At 54.2% G+C, this 16,670-nt stretch carries 15 protein-coding genes; 8 read left to right on the plus strand and 7 right to left on the minus strand.

Annotation, left to right across the window (positions count from 1 at the left end):
- Positions 1–12 precede the first annotated feature (12 nt).
- Positions 13–1,005 (minus strand): NAD(P)-dependent oxidoreductase, encoded by a 993-nt coding sequence (locus tag B9K09_RS17425; protein ID WP_087518008.1) that lies wholly within the window; start codon positions 1,003–1,005, stop codon positions 13–15.
- Between the two features lie 386 nt (positions 1,006–1,391).
- Positions 1,392–1,718, minus strand: coding sequence for a cupin domain-containing protein (locus tag B9K09_RS17430; RefSeq protein WP_087518009.1), 327 nt, complete (start codon positions 1,716–1,718; stop codon positions 1,392–1,394).
- 376 nt (positions 1,719–2,094) lie between these two features.
- Between B9K09_RS17430 and B9K09_RS17435 the strand changes: the two genes are divergently transcribed.
- Together B9K09_RS17435 and B9K09_RS17440 are read left to right on the plus strand one after the other, a co-directional pair.
- Positions 2,095–3,441, plus strand: coding sequence for an NAD(P)/FAD-dependent oxidoreductase (locus B9K09_RS17435; RefSeq protein ID WP_087518010.1), 1,347 nt, complete (start codon positions 2,095–2,097; stop codon positions 3,439–3,441).
- 105 nt (positions 3,442–3,546) lie between these two features.
- Positions 3,547–4,605, plus strand: coding sequence for a trans-acting enoyl reductase family protein (locus tag B9K09_RS17440; RefSeq protein WP_087518011.1), 1,059 nt, complete (start codon positions 3,547–3,549; stop codon positions 4,603–4,605).
- On the opposite strand, the gene B9K09_RS17445 is transcribed toward B9K09_RS17440, so the two are convergent.
- Positions 4,602–5,510 carry a LysR family transcriptional regulator ArgP gene (locus tag B9K09_RS17445; RefSeq protein WP_087518012.1) on the minus strand — a complete coding sequence of 303 codons (909 nt, stop codon included), beginning with the start codon at positions 5,508–5,510 and terminating at the stop codon, positions 4,602–4,604. The genes B9K09_RS17440 and B9K09_RS17445 overlap by 4 nt on opposite strands.
- A gap of 93 nt (positions 5,511–5,603) precedes the next feature.
- On the opposite strand from B9K09_RS17445, the gene B9K09_RS17450 reads away from it, so the two are divergent.
- The 4 genes from B9K09_RS17450 (at position 5,604) to B9K09_RS17465 (ending at position 9,970) form a co-directional block, all read left to right on the plus strand.
- On the plus strand, positions 5,604–6,014 hold the full coding sequence (locus tag B9K09_RS17450; protein ID WP_087518013.1) for an ACT domain-containing protein: 411 nt from the start codon (positions 5,604–5,606) through the stop codon (positions 6,012–6,014).
- Positions 6,015–6,018: 4 nt separating this feature from the next.
- Entirely contained in the window at positions 6,019–6,624 is a 606-nt protein-coding gene (locus B9K09_RS17455) for a LysE/ArgO family amino acid transporter (RefSeq protein ID WP_087518014.1), read from the plus strand.
- Between the two features lie 366 nt (positions 6,625–6,990).
- Entirely contained in the window at positions 6,991–7,572 is a 582-nt protein-coding gene (sodB, locus tag B9K09_RS17460; protein ID WP_087518015.1) for a superoxide dismutase [Fe], read from the plus strand.
- Between the two features lie 334 nt (positions 7,573–7,906).
- Positions 7,907–9,970: a bifunctional diguanylate cyclase/phosphodiesterase gene (locus tag B9K09_RS17465; RefSeq protein ID WP_087518016.1), complete on the plus strand. Its 2,064-nt coding sequence runs from the start codon at positions 7,907–7,909 to the stop codon at positions 9,968–9,970.
- A 238-nt stretch (positions 9,971–10,208) separates the two neighbouring features.
- On the opposite strand, the gene B9K09_RS17470 is transcribed toward B9K09_RS17465, so the two are convergent.
- Positions 10,209–11,114 carry a GIDE domain-containing protein gene (locus B9K09_RS17470; RefSeq protein ID WP_087518017.1) on the minus strand — a complete coding sequence of 302 codons (906 nt, stop codon included), beginning with the start codon at positions 11,112–11,114 and terminating at the stop codon, positions 10,209–10,211.
- 3 nt (positions 11,115–11,117) lie between these two features.
- Complete coding sequence (locus tag B9K09_RS17475; RefSeq protein WP_087519149.1) at positions 11,118–11,690, minus strand: LemA family protein; 573 nt, start codon at positions 11,688–11,690, stop codon at positions 11,118–11,120.
- A gap of 201 nt (positions 11,691–11,891) precedes the next feature.
- On the opposite strand from B9K09_RS17475, the gene B9K09_RS17480 reads away from it, so the two are divergent.
- On the plus strand, positions 11,892–13,241 hold the full coding sequence (locus B9K09_RS17480; RefSeq protein ID WP_087518018.1) for an imelysin family protein: 1,350 nt from the start codon (positions 11,892–11,894) through the stop codon (positions 13,239–13,241).
- A gap of 108 nt (positions 13,242–13,349) precedes the next feature.
- On the opposite strand, the gene B9K09_RS17485 is transcribed toward B9K09_RS17480, so the two are convergent.
- Together B9K09_RS17485 and B9K09_RS17490 are read right to left on the minus strand one after the other, a co-directional pair.
- The gene (locus tag B9K09_RS17485; protein ID WP_087519150.1) at positions 13,350–13,811 is read right to left on the minus strand and encodes a YbaK/EbsC family protein; all 462 of its coding nucleotides are present in this window, start codon (positions 13,809–13,811) and stop codon (positions 13,350–13,352) included.
- 96 nt (positions 13,812–13,907) lie between these two features.
- Positions 13,908–15,584, minus strand: a complete 1,677-nt coding sequence (locus tag B9K09_RS17490) for a 2-isopropylmalate synthase (protein WP_087518019.1) — start codon at positions 15,582–15,584, stop codon at positions 13,908–13,910.
- A 278-nt stretch (positions 15,585–15,862) separates the two neighbouring features.
- Here B9K09_RS17490 and B9K09_RS17495 point away from each other — a divergent pair, with 278 nt between their 5' ends.
- Positions 15,863–16,669 carry a helix-turn-helix domain-containing protein gene (locus B9K09_RS17495; protein WP_087518020.1) on the plus strand — a complete coding sequence of 269 codons (807 nt, stop codon included), beginning with the start codon at positions 15,863–15,865 and terminating at the stop codon, positions 16,667–16,669.
- Position 16,670: the final 1 nt, after the last annotated feature.

Raw genomic sequence — 16,670 nt, forward strand, 5'->3', positions numbered from 1 at the left:
GTGCTTGGCTGGTCAACCCTGCTGATGGGCTTGCCACCATTGGCAAAACTCATCCAGCGCGGTCCATACGCTGACTTGCGGGTCGTAATCGAGTAGCTCACGCGCTCGGCTGATATCCAGCGAGAAGTCCTTGGCCATCACCGCAACGCCTAAGCGAAACAGGGTAGGTTCCGGTCGCCCCGGAATTAGCTTGCAGACACTTTCATTCAGGGTCGCGGCGCTGTAGGCAAGCCAGTATGGCAAGTGCCGAGTAACCTGTGGCTGGCCCATCTGACGCAGCACATAGTTGACCGCATCCCACAGCGGTACTGGCGCACCGTTACTGATGTTGTAGACCTTGCCCAAGGCAGGACCGGCAGCCAGCAGGCAGCTAAACAAGGCGTCATTAAGATTGTGCACGCTGGTGAAATCAACCTTGTTCAGGCCATTACCGATAATCGACAAGCGACCTTTGCGGTGCATGTTGATCAAGCGCGGAAAAATGCTGGTATCCCCAGCCCCCGTAACAAAACGCGGGCGTACCGCCAGCACTTCAAGGCCAAACTCCTGTGCGCCAAATACCTGCTGTTCAGCCAGGTATTTGGTTTTGCCGTAATGATCGGAAAACCGTTTGGGCACCTGTTCTTCGTTGATATTGATATGTGACTGGCCATCGAAATAAATCGACGGTGAAGATAAATGCACCAAGCGTCGCACATGTTTTTTCAAGCAGGCTTCGATAATGTTCTCTGTGACGATTACGTTAGCCTGATGAAAATGCTCGTACTTGCCCCACACGCCAACTGCGCCAGCACAATGCACCACCGCCTCAACATCATCACATAACGCCAGCGCCAACTCAGGCTCACTCAGGTCGCCCTGAATAAATTCGGCACCGCGCTTGATCAGATGCTCAACACCCTCAGGCCTGCGTCCGTTGACTCTCACCTGCAAACCCTGTTCTAGGGCGAAGCGAGCAAAGCGTCCGCCGATAAAACCGCTTGCGCCGGTGACGAGAATTTTCATTGAACACCCTTAATTATTGTTATCGACTGATGCTCTACTGTAGCAGCGTGGCTTGCCAGATACGTTGTCTTAACATGCCAGATCCACGACCGATCGAGCCGTTAAGCAACCGTCGAAGAACGAGCCTATTAGCAAGCGTTGCTGCAGCCACCATTACTGGGCGAGCAGTGGGCAAGTCAACGCCATAACAAGTCGCTTGGAAAGCGGTTCTAGCAGCGTTGCTTTATTGAGTCACTTATTCAAACCTCACACGTCAATCAATCTGCGAACAAGGCTTGGTTTCTTTGCGAAACAGGAGGAATTAAGCAAAAACGCGTTTATTACTTCTTGATAAATATTATGCATAAGAGCGCAGCTACTGCAGCGCTCCGTTCAACTCGTTGAGCTTATGCCAACTTGGCAATCAAATCCTTACGCGAAGGTGTCCAAACGCTAAGGACAACACCGGCCTCGCTCGAGGAGTTGGTAATATTATGCAGCTGATTTGGAGCGATCGTGATTGATTGCCCAGTCTGCAGGGTGACGGTTTCACCGTTAGACATAAAATCAAGCTTACCGCTGATCACATAGTTCACCTCTTCATGAGGATGATTGTGTGGCGTCGCGATCGCACCGGCCGGAATTTCAATTTCGGAAACGGTAAGGTCATCACTGTTGCTTAAAATTTTGATAGTGATATCGCCAAACTTAACTTCATTGCTTTTAATTGACATAGCTACCTCGAATCTATCTTTACTCACCAACCATTACTTAAATCCTAATACGAAACTTGGGCTGCCTAGCTATAGGCCGCCGGCTGGCGCATACAGATTTAATACCGCGATTGAACGTTGCGCCGGAGGGTAAACCACCCAATTGAAGGTCGCCTGTAGGAGTATTCCGAAAAGCAACTACACTAAGTCTGATCGCGGCAGCCGGTACAGCCGCCGTAAGTTCATGCTCCCTGAAGCATCACAATTGGCAACTGACGACCTGTTAGAGTCGGCGTGACGCCTTGGCCTCGCCCCGTTTTACGTTACACACAATAGCGTGCGTATAGGTGAACTCGTGGTACTGGCCATACAACATATCGACTGAAGGGATGCTCGAATGTCCGAGAAATTTGACGCCATTATTATTGGCGGTGGTAACGCAGGCTTTGGCGTTTCGGCAGTACTGGCCAAAGCCAATAAAACCATCGCGTTCATTGAGCAGGCCGAGTTTGGTGGCACCTGCCCAAACCGTGGCTGCACCCCGAAAAAAGTGCTGGTCGCAGCGGCCAAATCACTCGACGAAATTAGCAAAGCTGCAGGCCACGGTATCAGCATTGGCAAGCCAACGATCGATTGGGCAGCCTTGATTACGCGCAAGAATAAGATGATTGATCATATCCCGAGCGCGATGAAAGGTGTGGCCGAGAAGCGCGGCACAGTGTTCGCCGGGCAAGGCAAGTTTGTAGGAACAAACCAGGTTGAAGTGAACGGCCAGGTGCTTGAAGCCGAGCACATCATCATCGCCACCGGCTCGAAAACCCGCCCGTTACCGATACCTGGCGCCGAACTGATGATCACCTCTGATGAGGTGCTCTCCAACTCTCAACCGCCTAAGGAAGTTGTGTTTATTGGTGGCGGTGTTATCGCGCTTGAGTTCAGCCATGTGTATGCCCGTGCGGGCGCCAAGGTCACTATTATTGAAGTGATGCCGCAGTTACTGCCGCGTATTGATGCTGACGCCGTTGCTGCACTGCAAGCCGCCACAGAAGCACTTGGCATTATTGTTAAAACCAGCGTTAACGTTGAAAAAATCACCCAGAGCGCAGACAGCCTGGCCGTACACATCCAACATCAGGGCAAAGCGCTGGTACTCAATGCAGATACCGTGATCAACGGCGCAGGCCGCGTCGCCAATATCGAAGGACTCAACCTCGAAGCAGCTGGAATCAGTCATGACGGCGCACGCATTGAGGTCAATGCAAACTTCCAGTCGACTTCCAACAAGCACGTATGGGTGGCTGGCGATGCACTCGCCACCACACCGCAGTTGTCCCCCGTCGCCACTTATGAGGGACAAATTGTTGGCAACAACATTCTTAACAGCCACAAACAAACCAGCGATTACCGGGTACTGCCTACCTCGGTTTACACCATTCCTGCATTGAGCAGTGTCGGCCTGACCGAAAAAGAAGCACGTGACTCAAAAGCTTCTATTGAAGTTGTCTGCAATGACATGACTGACTGGTTTTCCAGTCAGAATGTGCTGGCCAAGCATGCGTGGGCGAAAATCATTATCGATAAGAACACTGACCTGATTCTTGGCGCGCATATACTGGGTCATCAAGGTGAAGAGCTGATAAACCTGATTGCTCTGGCAATGCGCTTCAACATCACCCGCGCTCAGCTTAAAGATCAGTTTTATGCCTACCCAACCTTTAGCTCAGACATCAAGAACTTGTTGTAAGTCTGGGGTAAATACCGACTAAGTTCCGCAAAAGCCGGTTTAAAATCCGGTTTATTGCAATCTGCTACGCTACAGGCTAGCCGACTGGACTGAAGGGACTAGCGCATGACTAAAAACAAATGGATGATTTATGGGGCCAACGGCTATACCGGCCACCTGATTGCTTCCCAGGCAGCCTCCCAAGGAATGACGCCAATATTGGCTGGCCGCAATCCCGGAGCCATTCATGCGCTTGGCACGCTTCTCGGTCTTGAGTGCAGGATTTTCGACCCACAACAACAGGACCAAACTGCCAACGCCTTGCTTGATGTTGCAGTAATTACTAACTGCGCTGGTCCATTCTCGGCAACCAGCGCAGCGATTATTTCAGCCTGCCTGACCAGCAAAACCCACTATGTTGATATCACCGGTGAAATCAGCGTATTTGAAGGTGCATTTGCCCGCGACCGGCAAGCGCGTGAGGCTGGCGTGGTGCTCTGCCCTGGTGTTGGCTTTGATGTCATACCGACTGACTGCATTGCGGCCTGTTTGCATCAAGCCATGCCTGACGCGACGCACTTAGCCTTGGGCTTTGAAACCGCCAGCGGGCTGTCCCCAGGTACCGCGAAAACCACAATTGAAGGTTTGAGCCTGGGTGGCAAAATCCGCCGCGCCGGTATAGTTACCGACGTTCCGTTGGGCTATAAGCGCCGCCAGATCGATTTTGGACGGGGCACCAAAGCAGCAGTGACCATTCCATGGGGCGATGTTTCAACCGCCTACCACTCAACTGGCATTGGCAATATTGAGGTCTATTTGCCAGCCCCCTCAGCTGTAGCTATCAGCATGGCGTTGCTCAGCCCGATACGTAAACTGTTTGGCCTGAACGTGATCCAGAACGGCTTGAAGGGTTTGGTCGAAAAATTCATTAAAGGCCCGACTGAAATTCAGCGTCAAAATCTGCGTACTTGGGTTTGGGGTGAAGTACGCAACGCCACAGGTGAAGTCAAAACGGCTCAGCTACAAACCGCCAATGGATACGATGTGACAGTGCACGGCGCGCTGCATGCAGTGCAGTATCTGCTTGAGTATCAGGGCGATGGCGGCTATTTCACCCCATCGAGACTGCTCGGTGAGCGCGTTATTGAGCAATTGCCGGGCTCAGGCAAAATTACTATTAGTTAATTACTGCCAGAAGCTTTTGTAGCAATCAGGCTCACACGTGCGGCGTTGAGCAGGTGATCGGTGAGCTGATTGAGCAACTCGCCGCCGTTACGCCAATGGTGCCAATACAGCGGCACATCAATCGGCTTCTGCGGCTGTAATTCAACCAATTCGCCACTGGCCAGTTCATTGACCACTTGCTGTTCAGGCACCAAGCCCCACCCCAACCCTGCCTGAGCCAAGCGCAAGAAGCCTTCGGATGAAGGACACAGATGATGTGCAAAGCCCCCTTCGATACCCTGCGTCGCCAGATAACGATGTTGCAGAAAATCATCAGGCCCAAATACGATTGCCGGAGCCTTAGCCAGTGTCTGAGCACTGAAGCCGTGGCTGAAATGACGATGAATAAACGCTGGACTGGCCAACGCCCGATACCGCATCGAACCCAACGATACACTGCGAGCGCCTGCCACAGGTCGGTCCGTGGCACAGACACAGGCGGCAACGTCACCTGCGCGCATACGCTTTAAACCCACGTCCTGGTCCTCAACCACCAGCTCCAGTAGCAAGTGCTTATCGGCACAGAACTGTCCAACCGCACCCGCCCACCACGTGGCCAAACTGTCTGCATTCAATGCAACCCGTAAACGTTCCGGCGTGCCGTTTTCATTCAAGCCCGGCACCTGTCCCTGCAGGTCTCGCTCAAGCAAACGAACTTGTTGCACATGATTGAGCAAACGCCGCCCCACATCCGTTGGTGTTGGCGGCGTGGCGCGCACCAGCACCGGCTGGCCGACACGCGCTTCCAGCAACTTGACCCGCTGCGATACCGCCGACTGTGACAAGCCCAGCACTTGCGCGGCGCGCTCAAACCCTGCCTGTTCGACAACCGCAGCTAAAGCGGCAAGTAACTTGTAATCAAACAAATCAGTTTTCCTAATGATGCATGAGCAAGATTGCTTTTCCTTATACAGCCGAATCACCCAAACTGGCTACATCCAATCAACAGGAATCCAGTCATGTCAGGCGAAACATCGCTGCAATCGCTGCTGCAAAGCATGAAGCCAACCTTAAACCCTGGTGCCTATGTGTTTTGCAGCATTGAGTCGCTAAAGCAGCTGGGCAATATCGAGCCGCTTGGCAGCTTTCGTGAACACGAAGGGCTCACGGTGATTATTTCTCAGGCGCAAGCGCAACAACTCTCACTCGAGACGGACTACGTCGCAGCGTGGCTCACCCTGGAAGTTCACTCTGCACTCAGCGCCGTCGGCCTAACTGCAGCGTTTGCCAATGCGCTGGCCAAACACAGCATCAGCTGCAACGTGATTGCCGGTTATTACCATGACCATATTTTTGTCGACATCAACCAAGGGCAACGCGCCTTGGAGGTTCTGCAACAGCTGAGCCTTCAATCTGTTTCGCAGGAGTAAAATCATGTGGCAAAGCTATTCAAACGGTTTGCTGATAGCGATCGGCCTGATCATGGCGATTGGTGCGCAAAACGCCTTTGTCCTCGCACAAAGTCTGCGCCGTGAACACCATCTGCCCGCAGCACTGTTGTGCATTGCCTGCGATGCAATTTTGGTTGCAGCCGGGGTGTTTGGCTTGGCCGCAGTCCTCAGCCAAAGCCCGACTTTGATGGGCATTGCGCGCTGGGGCGGCGCAGCATTTCTACTCTGGTACGGCAGCCAGGCTCTGCGCCGTGCCTGGCGTCCAGATGCATTGGATCAAGGTGGCTCGCCGCTGCCACGTTCTTTGAAAGCAGTTATTCTGACGACACTCGCCGTCACCCTGCTCAACCCACATGTGTACCTCGATACAGTGCTGCTGATTGGCTCACTCGGCGCCCAGCAAACAGTGCCCGGTGCTTATGTGATGGGCGCAGCGAGCGCGTCGTTCCTGTGGTTTCTGAGCCTCGCACTGGGTGCAGCTTGGCTAGCGCCGTGGCTGGCCCGACCGCTCACCTGGCGGCTGATTGATGTAGGCGTTGCGTTGATGATGTTCAGCATTGCCTGGCAACTCCTGAGCGAAGTGACCTGAAGATTCAGCCGACACTATTCACTACAGCAAGAGCTGAAACCTCCACTGCAGATGCTTTCCCACACAGTTGTTGCGTGGTTATGGCGCAATGCCGATGCTATGATCGTTGGTCTGCGTCGTTGCGAGCCTGCCCATACGGTGAACAGGCTCTAAAACAGTTAACATCGACGCGAACAGTCTTATGTGAAAAATGTAGAGAGCGCAGCGAAAACTGACTGGCTGCAGGTGACATAGCGTCAACCTGTAGCTTTTGTCCGGTTAAATCGTCTCAGCGCCGAACGCAGTCTTTTTCACACAGTCTGTATTGTATGGCCGTCCGTGATCGGCCTTGCGCTCACCGCACATGACCTGAGTAGGAGATTAACCATGGCTTTTGAATTGCCACCGCTGCCGTACGAGAAAAATGCCCTCGAGCCGCACATTTCCGCCGAGACTCTGGATTACCACTACGGCAAGCATCACAACACATACGTTGTGAACCTCAACAACATGGTGCCTGGCACCGAGTTTGAAGGCAAAACGCTAGAAGAAATCATCAAGACTTCTTCGGGTGGTGTTTTCAACAATGCTGCACAAATCTGGAACCACACCTTCTACTGGAACTGCCTGAGCCCTAACGGTGGCGGTCAGCCTACTGGCGCACTGGCCGACGCGATCAACTCCGCGTTCGGTTCGTTCGACAAGTTCAAAGAAGAGTTCAGCAAGACTTCGATCGGTACTTTCGGTTCTGGCTGGGGCTGGCTGGTCAAGAAAGCTGATGGTTCCCTGGCACTGGCTAGCACTATTGGTGCTGGCTGCCCGCTGACCAGCGGTGATACTCCGCTGCTGACTTGCGACGTCTGGGAGCACGCTTACTACATCGACTACCGCAATGCGCGTCCGAAGTATGTAGAAGCTTTCTGGAACTTGGTGAACTGGGATTTCGTTGCGAAAAACTTCGCCGCTTAATGTCAGCGCCATAACAGGCCTTGTGCTTGTTGAAAAAAACCCGGCAATCGCCGGGTTTTTTTTTGCACTATTTTATAGATGTAGGTAGCGTAACAAAAGATGGCCAAACGCCATCTCACTGAAAGTACTATGCTAGAAAGTCCGCGTAACAAATTAAAAGCAGAGTAAACTTTTACCAATGTGGCAGTGAGCTACTGCCAATAAGAGTTATAAAAAGAACGCTAGATTTCAGTAGCCATGAAGCACCCAGCCAGCAATGGCTTTTTGACTGCAACCCTGAGCTTGCCAATACTCAAAGCGCCTCCCTGCAGCCGGCATCACAAGGACCTATCTTTTGAAGTTGGAACTGAAGCATAGACTGTCACTGAGATTACTCCGCGTAGTGCTGCTCTCAGCATTAATTGTCGGTGTGGTTCTAAGCTGTGCGCAGATTGTCTTTGACGCCTATAAAACCAAGCAGGCTGTGGCGAACGACGCCCATCGCATCCTCGGGATGTTCCGCGACCCCTCGACTCAGGCGGTGTATAGCCTGGACCGGGAAATGGGCATGCAAGTTATCGAAGGCCTGTTTCAACATGAGTCCGTGCAAATGGCTTCGATCGGCCACCCGAACGAACCAATGCTCGCAGAGCGCGAACGGCCATCGGTAGATATCTCCACACGCTGGCTGACTGATCCTATTCTCGGCAAAGAGCAAAAATTCTCAACCCACCTCGTGGGCAAAGGCCCGTACAGCGAATACTACGGCGACCTCAACATCACTCTCGACACTGCGGAGTATGGTGAAAGCTTCATCACCAACTCGGTGATTATCTTTATTTCAGGGGTGTTGCGCGCGCTCGCGATGGGCTTGGTGTTGTATTTGGTCTATCACTGGTTTTTGACCAAACCACTGGCCAAAATCATTGAACACCTAAGCCACATTAACCCTGACCGACCCAGCGCTCACAAACTGCCGATGATCAAAGGTAACGAGCACAATGAGTTGGGTTTATGGGTCAACACTGCGAACCAGTTACTCGAATCCATCGAGCGCAACACCAGCCTGCGCCACGAGGCGGAGAACAGCCTGCAGCGCATGGCTCAATATGACTTCCTCACGGGCCTGCCGAATCGTCAGCAGTTGCAGCATCAACTTGATCAGATATTAAATGATGCGGGCCGTCTGCAGCGCCGCGTCGCTGTACTGTGCGTAGGCCTGGATGACTTTAAAGGGATCAATGAGCAATACAGTTACCAAGCCGGTGACAAGCTATTGCTGGCGCTTTCTGACCGTTTGCGCGGTCACGGCGGACGACTCGGCGCATTGGCGCGACTGGGCGGCGACCAATTCGCCTTGGTCCAGGCGGATATTGAGCAACCTTACGAGGCTGCCGAACTGGCACAAAACGTTTTGGATGACTTAAGCAACCCGTTCATTCTCGATGACCAGCCGGTGCACCTGCGCGCAACGATCGGCATTACCCTGTTCCCCGAAGACGGCGACAGCACTGAAAAGCTGCTGCAAAAAGCCGAGCAAACCATGACGCTGGCGAAGAGTCGCTCACGTAACCGTTACCAGTTCTACATAGCCAGCGTAGACAGCGAAATGCGCCGCTTGCGTGAGCTGGAAAAAGACCTGCGCGTAGCGCTTGAGGGCAATCAACTACATCTGGTCTATCAGCCGCAAATCAGCTATCAGGCCAAGCATACGGTCGGCGTTGAAGCCTTGCTGCGCTGGGAGCATCCGCAGCTTGGCTCAATTCCACCCGACCAGTTCATCCCGCTGGCAGAGCAAAACGGCAGCATCATTGCAATTGGTGAATGGGTACTTGATCAAGCGTGCCGACAACTGCGCGAATGGCATGACCAAGGCTTCAACCAATTGCGCATGGCAGTCAACCTTTCCACCGTGCAACTGCATCACGCGGAATTGCCGAGAATGGTTAATAACTTGCTGCAAATGTACCGCTTGCCTGCGCGCAGCCTTGAACTTGAAGTGACTGAGACCGGCCTGATGGAAGACATCAGCACCGCGGCTCAGCACTTGCTTAGCCTACGCCGCGCAGGCGCACTCATCGCGATTGACGACTTCGGTACCGGTTATTCGTCATTGAGTTATCTGAAAAGTCTGCCGCTGGACAAGATCAAGATTGATAAAAGCTTTGTCCAGGACTTGCTTGAGGATGAAGACGACGCGACCATCGTCCGCGCCATCATCCAACTGGGCAAAAGCTTAGGCATGCAAGTCATTGCCGAGGGCGTTGAGACCGCAGGCCAGGAAGCCTACATCATCAGTGAAGGTTGTCATGAAGGTCAGGGCTACTTCTACAGCAAGCCACTGCCAGCTCGCGAACTGACTCTGTACCTGAAACAAGCTCGTCGTATCCGCGCGGCATCCGACTCGACAGCCTTGTAGTCGCCTGCAACTCTTGTAGTCGCCTAGATTAAACAACCCGCAATTACCGGCTGCCTTGTGGCGGTTAATCCTGCACTGAACCTATAAAGAACAAGGAACCTCTGAAAAAGGTAGCGAGCGACGACAGTACAAGGCAAAAAAATGCGAAAAAGCGACCGGGGTCGCGCGCGACTTTAGTTGGCCTAAATGAGCATTTTGAGCAGTTTTTTAACGCCGTAATATCTAGCGCAGTAGTTTTTCAGAGGCTCCATAAAGGTTTTATGCCGAGAAACCAGGCACAACCTATTGCTCCCAGCAGACAGAGCAGCGCAGCACCTGCAGCTTGCCAATAAAACCCGCGGGCCAACTCATCCTCCCCTGTGGTTGAGAGCACGAAAGGTTGCGACTCGCGCGGCTTTGCCAGGTGATGCGAGGCAGGCTTGAGACTCTGTTGTCGGTGACGGTCCTCGGCCTCCAACTGTGCAGCTAAACGCACACGGTTCCATTCCTGATCATCGAGCAGGCCGTTGCTATCGCTGTCGAAACGTTGCAGCAGACCGGAAAAATCAGACTTCCACTCACGAATCACTGCGCCTTGCTGCGCTGCTAAATCCAAGCCCTGGCGACCGCCACCCGAGCTGCGAAAATCCCCAATCGCATAAAGCGGTTGGCCAACGTGCAAGCGCTCCTCGGTATAGCGATAGTTTTTACCGAGACTGAGAAAGCCCAGCAGGCCGCGCTTATTGGCCAATAGAGGGTGACGCTGGCGGCCATTCCAGACCTCTCGCGTCGTCGTTCGCACATGCGCACCATTCGGGTTAATCAGGCAATCGCCGGTGCCATCGCTCAGCGTAAACAAAGCATCACTGACTCCCGATTCGAGCGATCGCCAAGAACGCTTATTATCGTCCTGCACATGTTCTTCGATCCTGAAGCGCCACCAAACGCAGGGCTTACCGGTTAATGGCCCGACCACAGTGCTTTCGGGCTGCGCAGTTATGACCCCGTACAACTCAACATAGCCTTGCGCCGCCGAACGAATCTTGGAGGTTGGCGTATCCAGCAAATGCCGCGCCTGTGAGACACGGCGCAGACACCACCAAGCACTGACAGCCGTAGTGCCCACACTCACGGCCAAGCCAAACCACTGCGCTTCGATGGCCATGACTCAGTTGAACAATGACTTGATACTTACATCAGCTTTCTCGGCCTCACTGAACTGCAGCAAGTCGCCTGATTTAAACCCCATCGCCCGCGCGACAAGCACATCAGGGAACTGCTCGATACGCACGTTGTTCAGGTTAACCGCCTCGTTATACAGCTCACGACGATCAGCAATACCATTTTCCAAACCGCTGATGCGCTGCTGCAGATGCTGGAAGCTTTCATTGGCTTTGAGCTCGGGATAATTCTCAGCCAAGGCAAACAGCTGGCCCAGACCCGCGCGCAAACCGCTTTCGGCCTTGCCCAAAGCAGGCACATCGCCTTGCTCACGCGCCTTGGATACCGCCTGGCGCGCAACAACAACCTGCTCAAGCGTTGTGCGCTCGTGTTGCATGTATTGCTTGCAGGTTTCTACCAGCTTGGGCAGTTCTTCGTGACGCTGCTTGAGCATCACATCGATATTGGCCCAGGCTTTGCTGATGCTGTGTTTCAAACGCACCAAGCCGTTATAAAGCGTCACTGCATAGCCTGCGAGCAGCACTATGATGACGATGAACACAATACTGGTGAGGCTCATGAAGGTTTCCCCATAACGACTGCAAATGGTTGATAGTGGCATTCTAGCGGCATTCCGTTGCTAACAGAGTGACCCAGTGCATGAGTTTTTTATAAGAATTAGTCGTAACACCCTTTACACGGAATGCAAATCTTTCGCATTATGTTGTGAGTTTATAGGCGCAAGCGCTATTTCTTCTTATCAACTGCAAAGGATGTTGTCATGATTCGTATGCCCCTGGCCTCCGCCAGCCTGCTGGCCATTGCTATTTCTCTCGCCGGCTGTGGCGAGGACAAGGCGCCTACCACTCAGGCAGCCAACACTGAAGCGGAGCAAGCCACACCAACTACCGCTGCAGAGAAAATCGATAACACAAATACATATGATGAAACCGCTGCCAAAGCAGTTGTTTCACACTATGCCGACATTGCTTTCGCGGTATTCAGCGATGCGGCCAGCACGGGCAAAGCCCTGCACGCAGCGATTGACACCTTTCTTGCCACACCAAACGACGCCAATCTGAAGGCCGCTCGCGAAGCCTGGGTCGCTGCACGCGTCCCTTACATGCAGACCGAAGTATTCCGTTTCGGTAACGCAATCGTTGACGATTGGGAAGGCCAACTCAACGCCTGGCCTCTCGATGAAGGCCTGATCGACTACGTCGCCAAGGATTACCAGCACGCACTGGGCAACCCTGGCGCAACAGCCAATATCGTGTCGAACACTGAAATTCAAGTCGGCGAAGATAAAGTCGACGTCAGCAAAATTACTCCTGAAGTTCTCGCCAGCCTGAATGAGCTGGGTGGTTCGGAAGCCAACGTTGCTACCGGTTATCACGCTATTGAGTTCCTGCTTTGGGGCCAAGACCTTAACGGTACTAACCCAGGTGCGGGCGAACGTCCAGCGACTGACTTCGTTGTTGGCGAAGGTGCAACTGGCGGCAACAACGAGCGTCGTCGTGAATACCTGAAAGCCGCCGCTGACCTTTTGGTAAGCGACCTGGATGAAATGGTTGGCCAATGGCAGGCCGGTGTTGCTGACAACTATCGCGCCAGCCTGGAAAAAGACAATGCGAAAAACGGCATGCGCAAAATGCTTTTCGGCATGGGCAGCCTATCGCTGGGTGAACTGGCGGGCGAACGCATGAAAGTTTCGCTGGAAGCCAACTCGACTGAAGACGAGCAAGATTGCTTCAGCGACAACACTCACAACGCACACTTCTACGACGCCAAAGGTATCCGCAACATCTACCTGGGCGAATACAAGAAAGTCGATGGCACCCTGTTGTCCGGCCCAAGTCTGTCTTCTCTGGTTGCCAAGTCTGACGCCAAAGCTGACGAGACCCTGAAAGCTGACCTGGCTGATACCGAAGCCAAACTGCAAGTCATGGTCGACAGCGCCAACAACGGTGAGCACTACGACCAACTGATCGCCGCTGACAACGCCAAAGGCAATCAGATCGTACGTGATGCAATCGCCGCACTGGTCAAGCAGACCGGTGCTATCGAGCAAGCTGCTGGCAAGCTCGGCATCAGCGACCTTAACCCAGACACCGCTGATCACGAGTTCTAAGCGAGACGGTTGTCGACCAAGCCGGTGCGTTAACAACGCACCGGCTTTTTTATTTCACGATAACTCCAGTACAGCGTGTAACTGGCACGCCATGAAATATCTACCCAGTCAAATTCGACCAATATCCACCCATTCCGCACCAACAAGCTGAACCATACGATCAGGCGTAAGCCGTACGGCGCTGTTAGGAGAACCGGCGGCTGGATAGACCTCCACATAAGCTTGCAACGAGACGTCACAGTAGGTCTTTATGGCCTGATCCACACCGAATGGACACACACCGCCTACAGCATGACCTGTCAGTACGAAAGCTTCCTCAGGTGCCAGCATCTTGGGCTTGGCACCGAAGACGGATTTGAACTTCTGGTTGTCCAATTTGGCGTTTCCGGCCAGTACGAACAGCGCGGTATTGGTTCCAAACCCAAGCGCGAGAGTTTTCGCAATTTGCCCCTCGCTAACCCCCAAGGCCGCAGCGGCTAGTGCCACCGTCGCCGTGCTTTGGTCATGCTCTATCACCTCGATATCCGAGGCATGTTCCTTGAAGAATTCTCTTACCGCCTCAATCGACATTTCCATTTCCTCATTATTAGCTGGCCTTCTCATTGTGACAGCCAAACAGAACACGGCCATGCCGCCTAAAACCGGAGGCATGGATGAGCTACAAATTCAGCTTACTGCGGACTCCTCTGCCGAGAACCTGGCCGCTGCGCTCAACACTGCCAGAACCGACGCGGTAGCGATGTTCGGATGTCGGCCCACGCCAAACCGCGAGCCGGGCACGCCCGGTATGGCGGCCTCCACAATGGCAAGTGCCACCGCATCAGAACCTGCGTCCAGGCTGCGCTCCTCATAACTGTCGATGCGCAGCGGCAGGCTCAGCGCCGCCACTGTCGCGGCAATCGAGCCGTTGCCTGTACCCTCGAAGGTATTCACGTTGCCACCCACATCCGCCAGTTCCAGTGCGATACCTTGTCCGTCCGCGTGCTCGAACAGGTAATGACTGCGGTAAATGAAGCCTGGCTGTTCCTGTGCCGGTAAAAGGTACGTGCGTTTGAACACATCCCAAATTTGTTCGCTGGTCAGTTCCGTTTCGCTGGCGTCGGCCTGCGCCTGAACGATGGCGCTGAACTCCACCTGCATACGGCGCGGCATGACGATGCTGTGGTCACGTTGCAGCAAAAACGCAATACCACCCTTACCTGACTGGCTATTGACCCGCACGATACTGTCGTAAGTACGTCCCAGGTCTCTGGGATCAATGGGCAGATAAGGCACGCGCCAAGGCGCATTAGCCTTTTGTACGGCAAAGCCCTTGGCGATGGCATCCTGGTGCGAGCCAGAGAACGCCGTGAATACAAGATCACCCACATACGGGTGGCGCGGGTGAATGGGCAGAGAGGTACATTCCTCAGCCACTCGGGCGACCGCAGCGATGTCGGAGAAATCCAGCCCCGGCGCAATACCCTGGGTGTAGAGATTCAGCGCCAGCGTTACCACATCGACGTTGCCGCTGCGCTCACCATTGCCAAACAGGCAGCCTTCGACCCGTTGAGCACCAGCCAGCATGGCTTGTTCGGCGCAGGCCACGCCTGTGCCCCGGTCGTTGTGTGGATGCACCGACAGTACAACGTGTTCGCGCCGCTCCAAATGTCGATCAATCCATTCGATCTGGTCGGCAAAGACGTTGGGCGTAGAGACTTCTACTGTGGTCGGCAGGTTGATGATGATCGTCCGCTGTGGCCCGGCCTGCCATGCGCGAATGGCGGCATTGCAGACGGCCAGTGAAACATCCAGTTCGGCCATGCAGAACGTCTCGGGCGAGTACTGCAAGACCCATTCAGTTTCCGGGTGAGCTTCAGTCAGTTGCTTGAACCGCGCAATGTGGCGCTCCACCATTTCGATAATCTGCGGCACGCTCATGCCGAACACAATCTCGCGCCAAGCGGGCGCGATGGCATTGTAGAAATGCACGATCACGCGCCGCGCGCCAGCTACGCTGCGTACTGTTTCGGTGATCAGGTCATCGCGCAATTGCGTCATGACCATAGGCGTGACGTCTTCGGGAATCTGGCCTGCGTCGATGAGCTGTCGCACGATCTCGAAATCCGTGCGCGAGGCGGCGGGAAAACCTACTTCAATTTCCTTGAAACCGATGCGTACCAGCTCATGGAACAAGCGCAGCTTGCGCTCGCGGTTCATCGGTTCAAACAGCGCCTGGTTGCCGTCGCGCAAGTCGGTGGACAGCCAGATCGGGGCTTGTGTCAGGGTGCGTGACGGCCATTGACGGTCGGCGAGATCGACCGGCAAGACGGGGCGATATTTCTGAGAAGGATCAGTCAGCATGAAGAACACTCCAGGGGAATCGTTGGCACCCGGCTCCCCTGGCTTGGAACAAGCTGACGATGGTCGGGGTCAGGGGGAATAAGGATGGGTCATGGCACGAGTTGGTGCGCGCAGACCCCGACCGCAAATCAGGGGTAGTAGTCGTTGCAAAAGACAGAGTGCAGACATGAGTAGATAGAGCCCGTAGATTGCTTTGACTCCGATGTTAGGCTTGCGCACTTCGTCCATCTACATAAAAATAGACAAGTAATTTAGTAATTTGGACAAATTGCACTGACATGGGCTTTTCCTCCCCTGAAGACGGCAGCCATGTGCTCGACTTGAGCGCAGAACAAGCCTGTGGCCAGCCGGTATTCGGTGTAGCCGTACGCTACCCGGCAGGCCACGTCGTGCCCCTGCACAAGCATCCCCATGGTCATCTTATCTATGCGGATCGCGGCCTGTTGCGTGTAGAAGCCGAAAGCGGCCAGTGGCTGGTGCCTCCCACGGCAGCGGTCTGGTTACGGGCGGGCGTAGCGCACCGGCTGGTTGTGCCCGTGGCGCTTCAAGCTCACGGCCTGTTCGTGCGCGAGGATGTTTGCGACCGTCTGCCTGCGACTGATTGCGTCGTGCATGTCTCCGGTCTTCTACGCGAGTTAATCATGGCACTGACCCGAGCCGACGACCCGGCCACGTCTTCTAGGCGCATGCGTTTGCTCGGCGCGCTCTTGGTTGAAGATCTGCACACCCAGCCGGTTCTTCCGCTTCATCTGCCGTGGCCGACGGGCAGTGCAGACAGCCCGATGCAGCGCGTGTGCCAGGCACTGCTGGACAACCCAGGCGATACCACCACCGCCGCCGAATGGGCCGGCAGGCTGGCAATAGGCGACAAGACCTTCCACCGGCACTTTCTCCAATCGACCGGCATGACTTTCGGCAAATGGCGTCAGCAACTGCGGTTGATGTCGTCGCTGACGTTATTGATGCAGGGAATACCGATCACGCAAGTGGCACTGGCTAGTGGCTACGATAGCCATAGTGCCTACACCACGGCATTCAGCAAGCAATTCGGACAGCCACCTTCCGCATTTGCAGCAAACAGATAAG

Origin of the sequence: Pseudomonas sp. M30-35 (assembly GCF_002163625.1) — a bacterium.
GTDB lineage: Bacteria > Pseudomonadota > Gammaproteobacteria > Pseudomonadales > Pseudomonadaceae > Aquipseudomonas.